This window comes from Brachybacterium sp. SGAir0954, assembly GCF_005490785.1.
Taxonomy (GTDB): domain Bacteria; phylum Actinomycetota; class Actinomycetes; order Actinomycetales; family Dermabacteraceae; genus Brachybacterium; species Brachybacterium rhamnosum.
Map to the genome: position 1 here is coordinate 263043 of NZ_CP027295.1, position 17560 is coordinate 280602.

Here is a 17560-nt window from a genome sequence, read left to right on the forward strand (position 1 = left end):
AAGGGAGAACGATGACGTCCACCCCGCACCCCGCCCACCGCATCCCGACCGGCTCCCCCGGCTCCTCGATCTCGCGCCGGGGCTTGTCCCGGCTCGCCGTCGGCGGCGCCGCGGCGATCGGCGCCACGGCCGCCGTCGACGGCACGACCCTCGCCGCTCCCCCGTCCGTGCGTCCCGGCCCCGGGGGCGGATCCGGCCTCGTGAACGCAGGGTTCACGGACGAGCTCTCCGGCTGGAGCGTCTCCGGCGCGCCGTCGGCCGCCTCCGTCGGCGCGGGCGGCCCGACGGGCGATCGTCGGCCCGACGTGCTCCGCCTCGAGCCGACCGACGGCGCCGAGGTCACCGCGCGCCAGCGGGTGCAGCTGGGCCGCGGCGGGGACACGGTGCTGCGCGCCCGGGTCCGCGCCGGCGGGGAGGGCGGCGCCGCTCTCGAGCTGCGCACGCGCGGCCGGGTGCATCGCACCTCCGTGCCGGTGACCGGGGACGACGGCCTCTGGTTGGATCTCGCCGTGGGCGCTCCCGAGGCGCGCGGCACCCTCGAGGTGTCCCTCACCGTCACGGGCCGCGACGGGGCGTGGGCGGAGTTCGACGACCTCGAGCTCGAAGCCGGCGCCGTCGAGCGCTCCGTGCGCGGCGTGGACCTCTCCGGCGTGCCGAAGAACGAGGCCCACGGCGCGGAGTACACGACGGCGGACGGCTCCGCCGCCGTGGACCCGGTCGAGGTGCTCGGTGCGCACGGCGCGAACCTGGGCCGGCTGCGGGTCTGGGTCGATCCGGCGGACGGCTACTGCACCCCCGAGCACACGCTCGCGATGGCGCGCCGGATCCGCGCGGCGGGGATGGACGTGCTCGTGGACCTCCACTACTCCGACGAGTGGACGGACCCGGGAGCCCAGCACGTGCCCGCGGCCTGGGCGGGGCTCGATGCGGACGGTCTCGTCACCGCCGTCGCCGAGCACACGCGCCGCACCCTGACCCTGCTGCGCGAGGCCGGGGTCGACGTCGCGATGGTGCAGGTCGGCAACGAGATCAACCCCGGGATGCTGTGGCCGCTCGGCCAGACCTGGGACATCGACGAGTCCGACGGCGTCGCGGGCGCCCAGTGGGAGAACCTCGCCCGCTTCCTCACGGCCGGCTCCCGCGCCGTCACCGAGGTGTACCCCGACGCCGCCGTGATGCTGCACCTGACCAACATCCACGACGGCATCGACGGCCTGACCTGGTGGCTCGACGAGGCCCAGGGCCGCGGCGTGCCCTTCGACCTCATCGGCCTCTCCTACTACCCCTACTGGCACGGCACGCTCGCCGACCTGCAGGAGGCGGTGGCCGTGCTCGGCGCGCGGTACGACCGGGACGTGATCGTCGTCGAGACCGCCTACCCGTTCACCCTCGAGGACGACCCGCGCGTGCCCTACCCGAACATCGTCACCGAGGAGACCCCGCTGCCGGAGGGCTATCCGGCGACCCCGTCGGGGCAGGCGGCGTTCTTCCGTGCGGTGCAGGACGTGACCGTCTCCGCCGCGGGCGGCCACGGCCGGGGCGCCGTCTACTGGGAGCCCGCCTGGACCGCGGTCGAGGGCGCCGGCTGGGACCTGCACGACCCCGCCTCGGGCAACGCCTGGGAGAACCAGGCCATGTTCGACCACGAGGGGCGCGCGCTCCCCGAGGTGCTCGCCGAGCTCCGCTGACCGCCCCGGGCCCCGGCTTCCCCGCCGCCGCACAGGCCACGGGACGTCTTCGTACGGGTCGGCCCCTCAGGGCGGAGACCCGTACGAAGACGTCCCGTACGCCGAGAGCACCGGCCGCCTCAGAGCCCACGGGACGTCCTCGCGCAGGTGTGCCCCTCAGGGCGGGGACCTGCGCGAGGACGTCCCGTGCGTTCAGCGGCCCCGCCGCGCCCCGCCGCCCACCGGCTGCGGGCCGGCCCCACGCCGCGCCGCTCAGCAGCAGCGGGCGCCGGGGTTCGCGTCCTGCTCGGCGTACTTCGCGCGCCAGAACTCGCGCTCGGTGAGCGGCGGGTGGGTGCAGCCGGTGATGCGGTGGTGGTGGAGGTAGAGGTCGTAGGCGTCGGAGCCGAGGACCCCGCGCGCGAGCCGTCGGACCTCCCGCAGCGCCGCGACCAGCGCGGCCCCGCTCATCAGTGGCCTCCCCCGGCGAGGTCCTTCTCCGGGTGCTCGGCGAGGTACGACTTCCACTGCCCGCCGAGCTCCTTCTCCGATGCCGTCGGCACCATGCCGGAGGGGGCGAAGTACTCGGACTCCACGTACGGCGCCTCCGTGTCCAGCAGGTTCACGCCGCGCAGGGCCTGGAGGGTGCGCCACAGGGACACGATCAGCACGATGATCGTGCACACCACGAACAGGATCGAGAGGGAGCCCTGCACGGCGGTGTTGAAGACGACGGCCTGCATGTCCTCGGCCGTCTTGGCGAGGCCCAGCTCGGTCTTCCCGGCGGCGAGGGCGTCGCGGTAGGCCATGTGGTTCGCCCAGTAGCCGACCTTTGGATCGGCGGAGAAGATCTTCTGGAACGAGCCGGTGATCGTGACGACCGCGGTGAACAGCAGCGGCACGGCGATCACGAGCAGGGAGCGGCGCCGGCCCTTGCGGGCGAAGACGACGAGGCAGATCGACAGGGCGATCGCGGCGAGCAGCTGGTTGGCGATGCCGAACAGCGGGAACAGCGTGTTGATGCCGCCCAGCGGGTCGAGCACGCCCATCATCAGGATCGATCCCCAGCCGGCGACCATGATCGCCGTGGTGAGCCAGGCGCCGAGCCGCCACGAGTGGTCGCGGAAGCGCTGGTTGATGCCGCCAAGGGCGTCGGAGAGCATGAAGCGGGCGACGCGGGTGCCGGCGTCGACGCTGGTGAGGATGAACAGCGCCTCGAACATGATCGCGAAGTGGTACCAGAACGCCATCATGCCGGGGCCGCCGATCAGGCGGTGCATGATCCCGGCGAGGCCCACGGCGAGGGTGGGGGCGCCGCCGGTGCGGGAGACGATCGACTCCTCCCCCACCTGCTTCGCGGTCTCCTCGAGGGTCGCGGGGTCGAGGTTCACGCCCATGAGGCCCAGGGAGTTGACGAACTGGGCGGCGCCCTCGACGGTGCCGCCGGTCGCGGCGGCGGAGGAGTTCATGGCGAAGTAGATGCCGCGGTCGATCGAGACGGCGGCGACGAGCGCCATGATCGCGACGAAGGACTCCATGAGCATGCCGCCGTACCCGATCATCCGGGTCTGCGACTCCTTCTCGACGAGCTTCGGGGTGGTGCCGGAGGCGATCATCGCGTGGAAGCCGGAGAGGGCGCCGCAGGCGATGGTGACGAAGAGGAAGGGGAACAGGGCGCCGGTGAAGACGGGGCCGTCGGTGCGGGAGGCGAACTCGGAGATCGCGGGGGTGTCGATCTGCGGGCGCACCAGGACGATCGCCGCGGCGAGCATGACGATCGTGCCGATCTTCATGAAGGTGGAGAGGTAGTCGCGGGGCGCGAGCAGCACCCACACGGGCAGCACGGCGGCGAGGAAGCCGTAGACGATGATCGCCGCGGCGAGGACCGGGCGGTCCAGGTGGAAGATCGCCTGGCCCCAGTCGCTCTCGGCGACCCAGCGGCCGGAGACGATCGCGGCGAGCAGCAGCACGACGCCGATCATGGAGACCTCGAAGACCTTGCCGGGTCGGAGGTAGCGCAGGTAGATGCCCATGAACACGGCGATCGGGATGGTGAGGCCCACGGAGTAGACGCCCCAGGCGCTCTCGCCGAGGGAGTTCACGACGACCATCGCGAGGATCGCGACGATGATCAGCATGATCGTGAGGGTCGCGATGAACGCGGCGATGCCGCCGACGATGCCGAGCTCGTCCCGGGCCATCTGGCCGAGCGAGCGGCCGTGGCGGCGCATGGAGATGACGAGGACGAGGAAGTCCTGGACGGCGCCCGCGAGGATGACGCCGACGATGATCCAGATGGTGCCGGGGAGGTAGCCCATCTGGGCGGCGAGCACGGGTCCCACGAGGGGGCCGGCGCCGGCGATCGCCGCGAAGTGGTGGCCGAAGAGGATCCGACGGTCGGTGGGGACGTAGTCCTTGCCGTCGTACGAGGTCTCGGCGGGGGTGGCGCGGGTGTCGTCGGGCCGGACGAGCTTGTCCTGGATGAACTTCGCGTAGAAGCGGTAGGCCACGAGGTAGGTGGCGACGGCGGCGAAGACGAACCAGATGGCGTTGACGGCCTCGCCGCGGGCGAGGGCGAGCATGAGCCAGCCGAGCGCGCCGACGAGGGAGATGCCGACCCACAGGGCGATCTTCGGCGGGGTCCAGCGGCGCTCCTCGCGGCGCGCGGCGGGGTCCACGGCGGCGGGCGGCGGGGTGGTGGTGGCCGTGGCGCCCGCGGAGGGCGCGGCGTCCGGCGGCGGGCCGGCGTGCGAGGAGGGGCCGGGGGAAGCGGGGGACAAGGGGGACCTCCTGGGGTCGTCGTCGACCGGCCGCCGGGGATCGCGGCCGTCGACAGGCTAACCCGCTCAGGTCAGCCGACGTGGCACTAACATCCCGACCCCACCCGTGTCCCCGTTCGCCGCAGGTGGCTCTCCCCTGTGAGCGAACTCGGTGGTAGCGTGGCCGCCCGGCGGCACCCCGCCATCGCCCCGCGGCCGACGCAACAGCGCGTCCCGAGCCCAGGGCGCTCCCCCATTCCTTCCCTCGAAAGCAGTCCCCATGGTCGACGTCCGCCTGGACGCGCAGTGGATCGATTACGCGATCATCGCGCTCTACTTCGTCTTCGTCCTCGGTGTGGGGTGGTTCGCCAAGCGCGGCGTCTCCAACTCCATCGAGTTCTTCCTCTCCGGCCGCTCGCTGCCCGCCTGGGTCACCGGCCTCGCCTTCATCTCCGCGAACCTCGGTGCGGTGGAGATCATGGGCATGTCCGCGACGGGCGCCCAGTACGGCCTGCCCACCATGCATTACTTCTGGGTGGGCGCGATCCCGGCGATGCTGTTTCTGGGCGTCGTGATGATGCCCTTCTACTACGGCTCGAAGGTGCGCTCGGTCCCCGAGTTCATGCGCATGCGCTTCGGCACCGGCGCCCACCTCGTGAACTCGATCAGCTTCGCCGTGGCGCAGCTGCTCATCGCGGGCGTGAACCTGTCGCTGCTCGCGACGATCGTGAACCGCCTGCTGGGCTGGCCGATGTGGGTGGGGCTCATCCTCGCCGCCGCGTTCGTGCTCTTCTACATCACCGTCGGCGGGCTCTCCGCCGCGATCTACAACGAGGTGCTGCAGTTCTTCGTGATCGTCGCGGCGCTGCTGCCGCTGACGCTGATCGGCCTGCACCGCGTGGGCGGCTGGCAGGGACTCACGGAGAAGATCTCCGGCAACGGCATGCTCGGCTCCTCGGAGCTGCACACCTGGCCGGGCGAGCAGCTCTCCGGCTTCGACAGCCCGATCCTCTCCGTCGTCGGCATCGTGTTCGGCCTGGGCTTCGTGCTCTCCTTCGGCTACTGGACGACGAACTTCGTCGAGGTCCAGCGCGCGATGGCCAGCAAGTCGATCACCGCCGCGCGGATGACGCCGATCCTCGGCGCGTTCCCGAAGATGTTCATCCCCTTCATCGTCATCATCCCGGGCATGATCGCCGGCGTGCTGGTCACGGACCTCGCGCAGTTCAAGCAGATGGACTACGCGAAGGACGCCGCGGGCGCCGCCGCCACGGGCGTCACCTACAACGACGCGCTGCTGCTGCTCATGCGGGACGTGCTCCCCAACGGCCTGCTGGGCGTCGCGATCGCGGGCCTGCTCGCCGCGTTCATGGCCGGTATGGCCGCGAACATCTCGGCGTTCAACACGGTGGTCAGCTACGACCTCTACCAGCAGTACGTGAAGAAGGACGCGCCGGACGACCACTACATCAAGATCGGTCGCCTCGCGACGCTCGTGGCCTGCATCGTCGCGATCTTCACCGCGCTCATCGCCGGGCAGTTCTCGAACCTCATGGACTACCTGCAGACCCTCTTCGGGTTCTTCAACGCGCCGCTGTTCGCGACGTTCATCCTCGGCATGTTCTGGAAGCGGATGACGCCGACGGCCGGCTGGGCGGGCCTCGTGGCGGGCACCCTCTCCGCGATCGTGCTGTGGGCGAGCTCGACCTTCTTCGAGGTCTTCACGCTGCCGGGCCAGGGCCTCGCGTTCCTCTCCGCGGCGACCGCCTTCGTGGTGGACATCGTGGTCTCGGTGATCGTCACCCAGTTCACGACGCCGAAGCCGGCGCACGAGCTCAAGGGCCTCGTCTACTCCGAGACCCCGCGCGCCGATCTCGTGGACCCGGACGAGAAGGCGCTGCCGTTCTTCCGCCGTCCGGTGCCGATGGCCGGGATCGCGCTGGCCCTCGTCATCATCCTCAACGTCGTCTTCGCGTGACCGCGGACCAAGGAGAACCTGACATGAACTCGCACAAGGACACGAGCCCTGCGGCCGATGCCGCTGCGGCCGACGGCTCGGCGGCCGACGTCCCCGGCGACGCGACGGTCCAGACCGCCGGCGCCTTCGACATCCGCAACTTCATCGGCCTCCTCGTCGGCATCTTCGGCGTGGTGCTGGTGCTCATGGGGCTGTTCGCCTTCGACCCGGCGGAGTCCGCGAAGACCGACGGCATGAACGCGAACCTGTGGGCCGGGATCGGCATGGCCGTCGTCGGCGCCGCCTTCCTGCTGTGGGCGAAGCTCGAGCCGATCCGGATCGTGGTCCGGGAGAACGAGCCGGGCGCCGAGGACAAGAAGGACATCGCGGCCCTCTGACGCTCGCCCCACCGCGACACCCGTCCCACCGCGGCGCGGCCCCGCTCCCCTCTCCGGGAGCGGGGCCGCGCTCGTCGGGCCCGGTGCGGGCCTTCCCCACGGTCCACCGCGCGGGCCGTCGTGGGTGCAGGATGGAGGCGTCCGCCCGATCCCGTCCCGGAGGAGAGCACCGTGACCACCGCCGTCAGCCCCGCCCGCATCGCCGAGCTCCTCGAGCGCACGCCGCGCAGCTCCTTCGTGGACGGCGCGTTCCTGGGCGGCACGCCCGCGCTGGACGTCGTCGACCCCGCGACCGGCCGCCCCCTCACCCAGGTCGTCGACGCCGACGCCCCCACGGTGGGCCTGCGCGCCCTCGATGCCGCGGCCGCCGCCCAGGAGGAGTGGGCCGCGACCACGTCCCGCGAGCGCGCCGAGATCCTGCAGCGCGCCTACACGCTGTGCCACGAGCGGGCGGAGGACCTCGCCCTTCTCATGACCCTCGAGATGGGCAAGCCGCTCGCGGAGGCCCGCGGCGAGGTCGTCTACGGGGCGGAGTTCCTGCGCTGGTTCGCGGAGGAGGCCGTGCGAGCGGGCGGTGAGTTCCGCCGGGCGCCCGCCGCGGACCACGCGATCCTCACGACCGTCCGGCCCGTCGGCCCCGTCCTCGCGATCACGCCGTGGAACTTCCCGCTCTCAATGGGCACCCGCAAGATCGCCCCGGCCCTCGCGGCCGGGTGCACCGTCGTGCTCAAGCCCGCCTCGCTCACACCGCTCACGAGCCTTGCGCTGATCCAGATCCTCGCCGACGCCGGCGTGCCCCGCGGTGTCGTGAACGCCGTGGTCACCTCGGACTCGACGGGCCTCTCGAGCACGCTCATGGCGGATCCGCGCCTGCGCAAGGTCTCCTTCACGGGCTCCACGGGCGTGGGCCGCACCCTGCTGGGCCAGGCGGCGGAGCACGTGCTGAAGGCGTCGATGGAGCTGGGTGGGAACGCCCCCTTCCTCGTGCTGCCCTCCGCGGATCCCGCGGCGGCGCTCGAGGCGGCTGTGCCCGCGAAGTTCCGCAACAACGGCGAGGCCTGCACGGCCGCGAACCGCTTCTACGTGCACGCCTCGGTGGCGGAGGAGTTCACCGCGGGCCTCGCCGAGCGGACGAAGGCCCTGCAGGTGGGGCCGGGGATCGCGGAGGGCACGACGATGGGCCCGATGATCGAGGAGAAGGCGCTCGAGAAGATCGAGGAGCTCGTCGCCGACGCCGTGGACCGCGGCGCGAAGGTCCTCGCGGGCGGCCGACGCCCCACCCCGGAGGAGCTGCCGGAGGGCTGCGAGGGCGGCTACTACTATCTGCCGACCGTCCTCGCGGACGTCCCGCTCGAGGCGCGCGTGCACCGCGAGGAGATCTTCGGTCCGGTCGCCCCGATCACCGTGATGGACGACGTCGACGAGATGGTCCGCGCCGCGAACCGCACCGAGTTCGGGCTCATGAGCTACGTCGCCGGCTCCGACCTCGCCGAGGTCACCTCGGTCGCGGGCCGCATCGAGTCCGGCATGGTCGCCGTGAACCTCGGCGTCGCCTCCGATGCCGCCGCCCCCTTCGGCGGGGTGAAGGAGTCGGGGCTGGGCCGCGAGGGCTCCCACGAGGGGCTCGACGAGTACCTCGAGAAGACCTACGTGCGCCTGCCCCTGTGACGCCGGCGGACGCGCCCGTCAGGCTCCGCCGCTGCTCCCCCGCCGACGTGCCTCGCCTCGCCACGATGCGTCGTGCACGGGAGCGGTGGATGGAGCGTCGGGGCGTGGTGCAGTGGGCGGTCGGCTCGCTCGACGACGCCACGATCCATGCCGAGGTGGGCCGCGCCGAGTGGCACGCCCTCGACGCCGGTGGGCCGACGGGGCCCGGCGCGTTCGAGGCCGCGGTGCGCCTGGTCGACGCGGACCCGCTGTTCTGGGGCGAGCACGAGCGCGCCGCGGACCCCGCGCTCTACGCGCACGGGCTCATGACCGATCCGGCCGCCTCCGGCCGCGGCCTGGGCGCACTGGTGCTCGACCTCGCCGAGGCGGAGGCCGAGCGTCGGTCCCGACGACTGCTGCGCCTGGACTTCGCGCCGCATCTCCTCCCCTACTACCTGCCGCTCGGCTTCACCGAGGTGGGCGCGAAGGACTTCCCGACCTTCCGCACCGTCCTGCTGGAGCGCCCCGCCGGCGCGATCCGCGCCGGTTGACGTGCCAGGACCCCCGGGCACGGTCGAGCATCGGTGCCGGTGCCGGTGCCGGTGCCGGTGCCCGTGCCCGTGCCCGTGCCTGTGCCTGTGCCGGGACGCTCCAGAGATGGCTTGAAAATGAGCCAAGGGCCCGGGGCCAGGGCTATGGCTCTAAAATCGACCACGCCTGGAGCGCCACGACCACACACCTGCCGACCCCGGGCGACCCGGTGATCCGCAGGCGCGCCGACACCGAGCGCTCGGCTCCCGACCTGCATAGACTCGCGGGATGGGGACCACGATCTATCTGACCGGCGAGGCCAAGGCGCCGAGCAACAATCCGATCACGACGCAGTGGGGTTTGTTCTTCGTGGGCCTCGTCGTCGATACTGAGACCCACGTCATACGAGCTGCGGACTGTTCCGCCACCCTCCCGCTGACGACCGAGTTCGTGCGGGAGCTCCTGGTGGGGCGCTCCCTCCTCGACGACGACGCCCTGGTGGGAACCATCACCGACAGGTACCACGGCTCCTCGCAGCGGGCGCTCGCCGCCTCCGTGCGCAGCGCAGCAGCGAAGTACCGCGACTTGGCGGCCGGCTCCTCCGCCTGACCACAACCGCATACCCGCTCCGTCCGCCCGGGACCTCACCGAACCGGAACCCGTCGGAAGCATCCGCAGCGCGCCCTCGCGGCGCCCTGTGCGATGCTTCCGATTTTTTTGTCCCCGGAACCGGCCGGAGCCCTTCCCCCTCTGAGGAGTCCCCGTGATCACCGACGGCCTGCTCATGCTCGGCGTCCTGCTCGGACTGTCGTGCGTGCTCATCGTCCTGGAACGCACCACCGGCTGGAAGCTGTTCAAGTACGTCCCCGGCATGGTGCTGATGTACCTGCTGTGCGCCACCCTCAACTCGATCGGCGTGTTCGGTCAGGACGAGGCGACCCGCGCCCCCATCACCGAGGTCAAGAACGTCCTGCTGCCGGCGATGATCTTCCTGTTCCTCTTCGGCTGCGACCTGCGCAAGATCATCAAGCTGGGCCCCAAGCTCCTGCTGACGATGTTCGTCGCCTCCGCGTCCCTGTTCATCGGCATGGTGCTCGTGTACGCCCTGTTCCAGGGCGCGCTGCACCCCGAGGCGTGGAAGGTGCTCGGCGCGCTGCTGGCCTCCTGGACCGGCGGCAGCGCCAACATGGTCGCCGTGCAGGACATCCTGCAGGCGCCCGAGAACATCTTCGGCTACGCCCTGATCACCGACACGATCATGTACTCGGTGTGGCTCATGCTCATGTTCGCCTCGGTCGCGATCTCGCCGCGCTTCAACCGCTGGACGAAGGCGAACACCGCCTACCTCGACGTGCACGCGGGCGCCGCGGAGGAGGAGAAGAAGCCGATCACCGGCACCTCCCTCGCGATCGTCGCCTTCGGCGCCATCTTCGTCTCGACGCTCTCGATCTGGATCGGCGGCCTGCTGCCGGAGTTCGGTGCGGTCGTCAACGGCACCACCTGGTCGATCCTCATCGTCTCCGTGCTGGGCCTCGTCGTGGCGCTCACGCCGCTCGGCACCACGGCCGGCGCGAGCGAGATCGCGAGCCTCATGCTGTTCGTGGTGATCGGCCAGATCGCCTCGGGCTCGGACTTCTCCGCGATCACCGAGGCGCCGCTGTACCTGCTGATGGGCGTCCTCGTGCTCGTCGTGCACATCGTGATCATGCTGGCCTACGCGAAGATCGCGAAGGTCGAGCTGTTCTCCCTCGCCGTCGCCTCGACGGCGAACATCGGCGGCATCGCCTCCGCGCCGGTCGTGGCGAGCGCCTTCAACCGGCAGCTTGTGCCCGTGGGCGTGCTGTTCGCGCTGATCGGCTCGTTCATCGGAACGTTCGTGGGGCTCATCGCGGCGCAGGTGATGTCCGCGCTGTGAGCATCGACGACCGCTCCCCCGCCGCTCCCCTGCACGTGGTGGCGGTGCGCGCGCACCGCCACCGCTCCCCGCTGCTGCGCCCCTTCGTCACCGCCGCCCGCCGCACCGACTCGGTCGCCTTCGTCGTCGCGGAGGTGGAGCTCGACGGCGGCGTCGTCGGCCAGGGCTCCGCGGCGGAGACCGTCGCGGTCACCGGCGAGTCCGCCGCCACGATCCACGAGGCGCTCACGGGCCCGCTCGGCGCGGCCCTCACCGGGGCCCGCGGCACCCTGCCGGAGCTCGCCGCGCGGATCGCCGGCGCCCTCCCCGGGGCCACGAGCGCGAAGGCCGCGCTCGACGTCGCCCTGCACGACGCGGCCGCCCGTGCCGCCGAGGTCCCGCTCGTGGAGCTGCTGGGCGGCTCCACGGGGGGCGAGCTGCTCAACGACATGACCGTCTCCCTCGAGGAGCCGGAGGTCATGGCGCGGCGCGCCCGCGAGGCCGTGGACTCCGGCGAGCAGATCCTCAAGATCAAGCTGGGCCGCGACCCGGAGGAGGACCGTCGGAGGCTCGACGCGGTCCTCGAGGCGGCTCCCGGGGTGCGCCTGCGCCTGGACGCGAACCAGGGCTGGAGCCCCGAGGAGGCGATCCGCATCCTCACCGGGCTCGAGGCGGACGCCCTGCCGATCGACCTCGTCGAGCAGCCGGTCCCGGCCGCGGACGTCGACGGCCTCGCCCGGGTGCGGGCCGCGGTGGGTCTGCCGATCATGGCCGACGAGGCCGTGTGGACCGCGGCCGACGCGCGCCGTCTCGTCGACGCGGGCGCCGCGGACCTCCTCAACATCAAGCTCGCGAAGACGGGCGGGGTCCGGGAGGCGCTCGCCATCGCCGACGTCGCCCAGGAAGCAGGCCTGACCTGCATGATCGGCGCGATGATGGAGCCGCGGATCTCGATCACGGCGGCCGCGCACCTCGCCGTCGCGCATCCGGCGATCACGCTCATCGACCTCGACCCGCCCGCCTGGTTCGCCTCGCCCCTGCCCGGCGGCGGCTACGTCCAGGACGGTGCTCGTCTCCGCCTGCTGGGCGGCCCCGGGCTGGGCCTCGACCTCCTGGACCCGTCGAGCGATCCTGACGGGGGTGAGCACTGACCTCCTCCCCGCAGGACCTGGAACCCGGACCTCATCCCGATCCCCGTCGCGGCGGACCACCCGCCGCGGCCCCACCGGAAGGACCTCTCATGTCCCGGAACGACAGCACTCCCCGCAGCATTCTTCCCCTGACCGGCGCCGACGCCGGCTTCTCCCGCCGTGCCGGTCTGCGCGCCGCCGCGCTCGGCGCCGCGGGCCTCGGCGCGGCCGGCCTCGCGACCGCCGCCGGCGCCTCGAGCGCCCTCGCGGCCCCGTCGGCCGTCGCAGGCCCGTCGGCCGCCACCACCCGCGCTCCCCGCGCCGGGGAGGAGGCCGTCGTCGCGGTCTCCGCGACCACGCTCTGGGTGGAGCCGCGCACGAACCGGCCCGGCATCGACGACCCGTCGCTCACGAACCCCGTGGATCTCGACGCGTGGAACGCGAACATGCAGGACACGGAGACGCGGCGCTGGCTCACCGGCGAGCTCGAGTCCCAGGCGGTGCTCGGCAGCCGCGTGATCGTCGACGAGGTCGACGGCGACTGGGCGCACGTGGTCGTCACCGCGCAGCCCACCCCGCGCGACGAGCGCGGCTACCCCGGCTGGGTGCCGCTCGCACAGCTCGTCCCCGACGACCGCTTCCTCGAGCGGGCCGAGACCGCGCCGACGGCGACCGTGACCGCGCTGACCAGCCGCCTCACCGGCACCCCGTCGGGCAACCACCCGGGGATCCCCGTCTCCTTCGACACGGTCCTGCCGGTGCTGAGGCGCACCGCGAAGGCCGTGCAGGTGGCCGTCCCCGGCGGCGAGCCCGCCTATCTCCCCGCCGCCGACGTCGTGGTCCGTGAGCCGGGCGGGACGCCGCCGCTGCCCACGGCCGACGAGGTCATCGCGACCGGTGAGCGGTTCCTGGGCCTGCGCTACCTGTGGGCGGGCGTGAGCGCGTGGGGCTTCGACTGCTCCGGGTTCACGTACACGCTCTTCCACCACCACGGCATCACCCTGCACCGCGACGCCGGCCCGCAGATGCGGAACTCGGGTCTCGAGGAGGTCGCCCGCGAGGATCTCCAGCGCGGTGACCTGGTGTTCTTCCTGACGAAGCCGGGCGCGACCTCGATCCGCCACGTCGCCATGTACGTGGGCGACGGGATGATCATGCAGGCGCCGAACGCGTCCCGCAGCGTCGAGATCATGTCCCTCGAGGAGTACGACACGGACGGCGAGTACGCGGGCGCGCGACGCGTCCCGCTCGCCGGCTGATCTGGGAGGGAACGGGGCCCGTGGCCGGTCATCGACCGACTGCGGGCCCCGTCGCCATTCAGGCCGGCGCGAGCACGGCGGGCGGCAGCAGCTCCCGCGCCGCCGCGACGATCCGTGCATCGGCCTCGTCCTGCGGCAGCCCGGAGGTGAGCACGGCGAGCACGCGCCGCTCGGGCGAGCCCGCCTCGCCGATCACGGCGACGTCGTGGCGGTAGCCCTCCACCCATCCCGTCTTCGAGCCGGCGTCCACGCCGTCCCGCAGCACGGTGGTGATCACGCGGATCCGCTGGGCGCGCAGGGCGTCCAGCGCGAGCGTGCGCGCGGCGTCCCCGAGCAGGTCGGGGTCCCCGGCGAGGGCGTGCACGGTGCGGGCGAGGTCCCGGGCGGAGGTCTCGTTCGTGGCGCCCGCCGTGATCGCGGAGGCGTCCCCGATGAGCCGCTCGACGCGCGTCGCCGTGAGGCCCAGGCGCGCGATGGTGCGGGCGACAGCGGCGAGGCCCTGTTCCGGGGGTGCGCCGACGCCGCCGCCGAGCAGGGCCACGGTGTGGTCCGTCGCCTCGTTGCTCGAGCGGTCGATCATCCGCACGAGCAGCTCGCGCACCGCGATCGGCGCCCCCTCGGCCGGGTGCGTGGGGTCGAGGTGGTCGCCGCCCAGGGTGAAGGGGCGGCCGTCGGCGCCGACGAAGCCGCGCGTCGCGGGGACCTCGGCGTCGAGGTCGAGTGCGCCGCCCTGCGCCGCCTGCAGCGCGGCGAGCAGGACGTGCAGCTTGATCGTGCTCGCCGCGTAGAAGGGACGATCCGCGTCTCGCTCGTGCAGCACCCGGCCCGCCCCGTCCAGCAGGCACACGGCCACATGCTCCTCGGTGCTCGCGGCGGCGGTGGGCAGGGGCTCGGCGCTCATGCCTCGACCCTACGGCCGACGGCACCGCGCCCGCTCACGGCGCCGAGAGCTGCACGGTCCGGGTCGTGCCGTCCTCGAGCGTGAGCGTGGCCTCCGGGGTCGGGTGGGGGTCGCCGTCGTCGGTGATCGGCCACCAGGCCAGGAACAGCCCGTCGTCGATGCTGGCCTCGACCGGCCCGGCCGAGGTCTCCAGGACCATGCTCTCCACCTGATCGCCCACATGGCCGGCGACGGCGGTGTGTCCGGAGGGCTGCCATCCGTTCTGCGCCTCGGCGGAGGAGAAGGCGGTGTCCACGACGACGGCGATCGCCCCGTCGGCCGGCACCTCCCCCGCCCCGGGCGGCTCGAGGGCCGAGGTGGTCCCTCCGACGGGCTCCTGTCCCGGCACGAGCGTCGCCAGGCAGAGCAGCTCGTCGCCGTCGCCGTCCTCGCCGATCGCGAGCGTGGTGTCTCCTCGCTGCTCCTGTACCCGCAGTCGCGGCTCGACCGGACCGGTCTCGGGGTTCGGCGTGCTCCACCAGGTGAGGCACTGCTGGGCACCGGCGCTGTCCGGGGCGGCCGGTGACCCGGCGGCGGTCCAGGAGGCGGCAGCGGTGGTGGGTCGCAGCGCCCCCAGCCCGGCGGCGGCGCCGACGCCGAGCACGCCCGCGACGACGGCCGCGAGGGCGAACCGGCGCACGCGCCTCCCCCGACGCGGCGGCACGGCGGCAAGGACGCGCCGGGGCGTCGTCCGGGGCGTGGCGAGGATGCTCTCGAGGTCCGCCCGGGCACGCTGCGGTCGAGCGGCGGGCGGGGCGGGATCGAGGCTGCGGGCGGCGGCGTCGAGATCGGCGGTCTTCATGAGGCGGGCTCCTGGGTGGCAGGACGACGGGCGGCGACGGGGAGCGAGTCCCTCCTCGGCGGTGACGGGGCGGGCCGCGCCTCCATCGAGGCGCGGAGCCGACGGCGCGCGCGGGACAGGCGCAGCCGGAACGCGACCGCGCTGATCCCGAGGACCTCGGCGGCCTGGGCCGAGGTGAGGCCGTCGAGCACCGCGAGGGCGAGAACCTCCTGCTCGGCGGCGGCGAGGGAGTTCCATGCCGTCGCGAGGTCGATCCGCAGCACGGCGGCGTCGTCCTCGTCGTCGACGATCCCTCGCGCGGAGCCGCTGTCCACGAGTCGCACCGCGAGCGCGTCCCGGCGGCTCGCGCCGCGACGCGAGTTCGCCATGATCCCGCGCGCGATGCCGAACACCCAGGCACGTGCGTCGCCGTGGTCGGCGGGCAGGTCGTCGAGCCGGCGCCAAGCGACGAGGAACGCCTCGGCCGTGACGTCCTCAGCACCGTCCTCGAGGCGACGGCGGACGAATCGCAGCACCTGGTCGTACGCGTCCTCGAAGAGCGCGACGAATCGCTGCTGGTCCTCGGAGCCCTGTGGTGTCGTCACGTCCCGTTCCTGTCCGGCATCCCGCCGGGCGTGTCACCGGCTCGAGCCGTCGTGCGCTCCGGCGGGGGTCTGCGGCGACTCGTGCCCCCGGAGACAGGGCTCCACCCGTTCCCAGAGGAGGCGGGCGCAGTCCTGCGGCGACGTGTCACCCTCGGTGCGGATGATCGACGCCGGCGGCAGGAGCTCGCGGAGCGCGGCGGCGTCCGAGAGCGCATCGGCGACGAGCGGCTCCGGCTCGCCGCGGCCACGGAGCCGGGATGCCCGGGCGGCGTCGTCGATCTCCCAGCCGAGGACCGTGACCTGATCGGGCGGCGGGAGCTCGTCCGGCACCTGCACGAGGAGCACCATGTCGAACCCGGCGCGCGTCACCAGGGCAGAGATCCGCTCCCAGTGGCGGTCGTAGGCCGGCCAGAGCGATGCCGCGGACGGGTCGGCGATCCGGACACCCAGCAGGGCCCCGTCCTCGAGCACCTCGTCGATGTCCGCGATGACAGCGGAGCCTCGGGCCAGCGCGATGAGGTGGGGCAGCACGGTGCTCTTCCCCGTGCCCGGCGGTGCCGCGACATGGATCAGCTCTCCCGCTCCCTCGGTGCTCATGCCCCGACCCTACGGCCGACGGGCCCCGCACCAGAGAAGAATCGGCACCCCAGGGAGCATGCCGGTCGGGTCATGCCCCCTGGGGTGCCATCGGTATGGCCGAGGGCCGCTCAGCGCTCGCGGCGCAGCGGATCGTCCTCGGTGAAGGGCTCGTCCTCGAAGGCGTCGACGTCCTCGTCGTCGCCGTCGAGCTCGGCGACCTCGCGGGGGTCCTCGCCCTCGGCGACCATCTCGTCACCGTCGCGGTTGCCCTGCTCCGCGGCGGCGACGTCCTCCTCGCCGAGCTCGACGGGGAAGTCCGCGGCGGAGTCGGTGCGCTCGGAGACGTCCCGCTCGCGCTCGAGCTCGAGGATCGCGTCGGCGTCCTGGACCCCGTCGGGGCCGGTGAAGTCGCGGTCGACCTCGGGGCGGTCCTCGCCGCCGTCGGTGGTGACCTCGTCGTACGGGTTCTCGCTCATCTGATCCTCCTGGTTCTCGGTGCTGCGGATGCTGCGGGCGGTGGCCTCGGCTCAGGCGCCCTGGTGGCCGCCGAACTCGCTCGGGTTCGGGCCCTGGCGGCCGTCCTCGCCCTTGTGCAGGGCGCTGATCTGCGCGATCTCGTCCTCGGTGAGCTCCACGTCGAGGGAGGCGAGGTTCTGGGCGATGCGCTCCGGGGTGACGGACTTCGGGATGACGACGTTCCCGAGCGCGAGGTTCCAGGCGAGGATCACCTGGGCGGGGCTCACCTCGCGCGCCTGGGCGATCGCGCCGATCACCGGGTCCTCGAGCTCGCCGCCGCCCTGACCGAGCGGCGACCAGGACTCGGTGACGATGCCCTTGCTCCTGTGCAGCTCACGCAGCTCGGGCTGGGTGAAGTAGGGGTGCAGCTCGATCTGGTTGAGGACGGGCAGCACGCCGGTCTCCGCCTCGAGCTTCTCGAGGTCCTCGGCGCGGAAGTTGGAGACGCCGATCGAGCGGATGCGGCCCTGCTCGTGGAGCTCGACGAAGGCCTTCCAGGTCTCCACGGCGAGGCCCTTGCCGGGCGCGGGCCAATGGATGAGGTAGAGGTCCAGCTCGTCGAGGCCCAGATCCGCCATGGTCGCGTCGAAGGAGCGCAGGGTCGCGTCGCGGCCCTGGTCCTGGTTGGGGCACTTCGAGGTCACGAAGATGTCGTCGCGCGCCAGCGAGGAGGCGGCGAGGGCGCGGCCCACGCCCTGCTCGTTGTTGTAGCCGCGGGCGGTGTCGATGTGGCGGAACCCGGTCTCGAGGGCGATGCCCACCACCTCGGCGGCCTCGTCGTTCCCCACCTGCCACACGCCGAAGCCGAGCTGCGGGATGGAGCGGCCGTCGTGGAAGTCGATGCGGGGCGTCGTGGTCATGGGGGTGTCCTCCGTGAACGTCGATGGTGATCAGCAG

General features: G+C 72.7%; 17 protein-coding genes. 9 read left to right on the forward strand and 8 right to left on the reverse strand.

The features are described from left to right. Positions 1-11: 11 nt before the first annotated feature. Complete coding sequence (locus tag C1N80_RS01130) at positions 12-1688, forward strand: glycosyl hydrolase 53 family protein (protein WP_137769082.1); 1677 nt, start codon at positions 12-14, stop codon at positions 1686-1688. Positions 1689-1940: 252 nt separating this feature from the next. Here C1N80_RS01130 and C1N80_RS01135 read toward each other — a convergent pair whose 3' ends face one another. Together C1N80_RS01135 and C1N80_RS01140 are read right to left on the reverse strand one after the other, a co-directional pair. Beyond that, positions 1941-2138, reverse strand: coding sequence for a YbdD/YjiX family protein (locus tag C1N80_RS01135; protein ID WP_137769083.1), 198 nt, complete (start codon positions 2136-2138; stop codon positions 1941-1943). Then, complete coding sequence (locus tag C1N80_RS01140) at positions 2138-4447, reverse strand: carbon starvation CstA family protein (RefSeq protein WP_370297125.1); 2310 nt, start codon at positions 4445-4447, stop codon at positions 2138-2140. The genes C1N80_RS01135 and C1N80_RS01140 overlap by 1 nt, the downstream gene beginning before the upstream one ends. A 259-nt stretch (positions 4448-4706) precedes the next feature. Here C1N80_RS01140 and C1N80_RS01145 point away from each other — a divergent pair, with 259 nt between their 5' ends. The 8 genes from C1N80_RS01145 (at position 4707) to C1N80_RS01185 (ending at position 13242) form a co-directional block, all read left to right on the forward strand. Next, positions 4707-6404, forward strand: a complete 1698-nt coding sequence (locus C1N80_RS01145; protein WP_137769084.1) for a sodium:solute symporter family protein — start codon at positions 4707-4709, stop codon at positions 6402-6404. A 23-nt stretch (positions 6405-6427) separates the two neighbouring features. After that, the gene (locus tag C1N80_RS01150) at positions 6428-6781 is read left to right on the forward strand and encodes a hypothetical protein (RefSeq protein ID WP_137769085.1); all 354 of its coding nucleotides are present in this window, start codon (positions 6428-6430) and stop codon (positions 6779-6781) included. A gap of 171 nt (positions 6782-6952) precedes the next feature. Beyond that, positions 6953-8449 (forward strand): NAD-dependent succinate-semialdehyde dehydrogenase, encoded by a 1497-nt coding sequence (locus tag C1N80_RS01155; protein ID WP_137769086.1) that lies wholly within the window; start codon positions 6953-6955, stop codon positions 8447-8449. An 89-nt stretch (positions 8450-8538) separates the two neighbouring features. Next, complete coding sequence (locus C1N80_RS01160) at positions 8539-8979, forward strand: GNAT family N-acetyltransferase (protein ID WP_205750658.1); 441 nt, start codon at positions 8539-8541, stop codon at positions 8977-8979. A 268-nt stretch (positions 8980-9247) separates the two neighbouring features. Further along, the gene (locus C1N80_RS01170; protein ID WP_137769089.1) at positions 9248-9568 is read left to right on the forward strand and encodes a DUF3870 domain-containing protein; all 321 of its coding nucleotides are present in this window, start codon (positions 9248-9250) and stop codon (positions 9566-9568) included. A gap of 154 nt (positions 9569-9722) precedes the next feature. Next, entirely contained in the window at positions 9723-10874 is a 1152-nt protein-coding gene (locus C1N80_RS01175) for a DUF819 domain-containing protein (protein WP_137769090.1), read from the forward strand. After that, positions 10871-12004 carry a dipeptide epimerase gene (locus C1N80_RS01180; protein WP_137769091.1) on the forward strand — a complete coding sequence of 378 codons (1134 nt, stop codon included), beginning with the start codon at positions 10871-10873 and terminating at the stop codon, positions 12002-12004. The genes C1N80_RS01175 and C1N80_RS01180 overlap by 4 nt, the downstream gene beginning before the upstream one ends. 89 nt (positions 12005-12093) lie before the next feature. Continuing rightward, positions 12094-13242: a C40 family peptidase gene (locus tag C1N80_RS01185; RefSeq protein ID WP_137769092.1), complete on the forward strand. Its 1149-nt coding sequence runs from the start codon at positions 12094-12096 to the stop codon at positions 13240-13242. Between the two features lie 58 nt (positions 13243-13300). On the opposite strand, the gene C1N80_RS01190 is transcribed toward C1N80_RS01185, so the two are convergent. The 6 genes from C1N80_RS01190 to C1N80_RS01215 form a co-directional block, all read right to left on the reverse strand. Beyond that, positions 13301-14143 carry a serine hydrolase gene (locus tag C1N80_RS01190; protein WP_137769093.1) on the reverse strand — a complete coding sequence of 281 codons (843 nt, stop codon included), beginning with the start codon at positions 14141-14143 and terminating at the stop codon, positions 13301-13303. Between the two features lie 34 nt (positions 14144-14177). Further along, complete coding sequence (locus tag C1N80_RS01195) at positions 14178-14984, reverse strand: hypothetical protein (RefSeq protein ID WP_137769094.1); 807 nt, start codon at positions 14982-14984, stop codon at positions 14178-14180. Next, positions 14981-15568, reverse strand: coding sequence for an RNA polymerase sigma factor (locus C1N80_RS01200; protein ID WP_137769095.1), 588 nt, complete (start codon positions 15566-15568; stop codon positions 14981-14983). The genes C1N80_RS01195 and C1N80_RS01200 overlap by 4 nt, the downstream gene beginning before the upstream one ends. Before the next feature lie 33 nt (positions 15569-15601). Beyond that, entirely contained in the window at positions 15602-16165 is a 564-nt protein-coding gene (locus C1N80_RS01205; protein ID WP_137769096.1) for a hypothetical protein, read from the reverse strand. A 110-nt stretch (positions 16166-16275) separates the two neighbouring features. Beyond that, positions 16276-16623 carry a hypothetical protein gene (locus tag C1N80_RS01210; protein WP_137769097.1) on the reverse strand — a complete coding sequence of 116 codons (348 nt, stop codon included), beginning with the start codon at positions 16621-16623 and terminating at the stop codon, positions 16276-16278. Positions 16624-16674: 51 nt separating this feature from the next. Beyond that, entirely contained in the window at positions 16675-17523 is an 849-nt protein-coding gene (locus tag C1N80_RS01215; protein WP_137769098.1) for an aldo/keto reductase, read from the reverse strand. Between the last annotated feature and the right edge of the window lie 37 nt (positions 17524-17560).

Bases quoted from the DNA above. Each gene is read 5' to 3' on its own strand.
- C1N80_RS01130 (WP_137769082.1), top strand. From the start codon at position 12: ATGACGTCCACCCCGCACCCCGCCCACCGCATCCCGACCGGCTCCCCC.
- C1N80_RS01135 (WP_137769083.1), bottom strand. From the start codon at position 2,138: ATGAGCGGGGCCGCGCTGGTCGCGGCGCTGCGGGAGGTCCGACGGCTC.
- C1N80_RS01145 (WP_137769084.1), top strand. From the start codon at position 4,707: ATGGTCGACGTCCGCCTGGACGCGCAGTGGATCGATTACGCGATCATC.
- C1N80_RS01150 (WP_137769085.1), top strand. From the start codon at position 6,428: ATGAACTCGCACAAGGACACGAGCCCTGCGGCCGATGCCGCTGCGGCC.
- C1N80_RS01160 (WP_205750658.1), top strand. From the start codon at position 8,539: ATGGAGCGTCGGGGCGTGGTGCAGTGGGCGGTCGGCTCGCTCGACGAC.
- C1N80_RS01170 (WP_137769089.1), top strand. From the start codon at position 9,248: ATGGGGACCACGATCTATCTGACCGGCGAGGCCAAGGCGCCGAGCAAC.
- C1N80_RS01185 (WP_137769092.1), top strand. From the start codon at position 12,094: ATGTCCCGGAACGACAGCACTCCCCGCAGCATTCTTCCCCTGACCGGC.
- C1N80_RS01190 (WP_137769093.1), bottom strand. From the start codon at position 14,143: ATGAGCGCCGAGCCCCTGCCCACCGCCGCCGCGAGCACCGAGGAGCAT.
- C1N80_RS01195 (WP_137769094.1), bottom strand. From the start codon at position 14,984: ATGAAGACCGCCGATCTCGACGCCGCCGCCCGCAGCCTCGATCCCGCC.
- C1N80_RS01205 (WP_137769096.1), bottom strand. From the start codon at position 16,165: ATGAGCACCGAGGGAGCGGGAGAGCTGATCCATGTCGCGGCACCGCCG.
- C1N80_RS01210 (WP_137769097.1), bottom strand. From the start codon at position 16,623: ATGAGCGAGAACCCGTACGACGAGGTCACCACCGACGGCGGCGAGGAC.
- C1N80_RS01215 (WP_137769098.1), bottom strand. From the start codon at position 17,523: ATGACCACGACGCCCCGCATCGACTTCCACGACGGCCGCTCCATCCCG.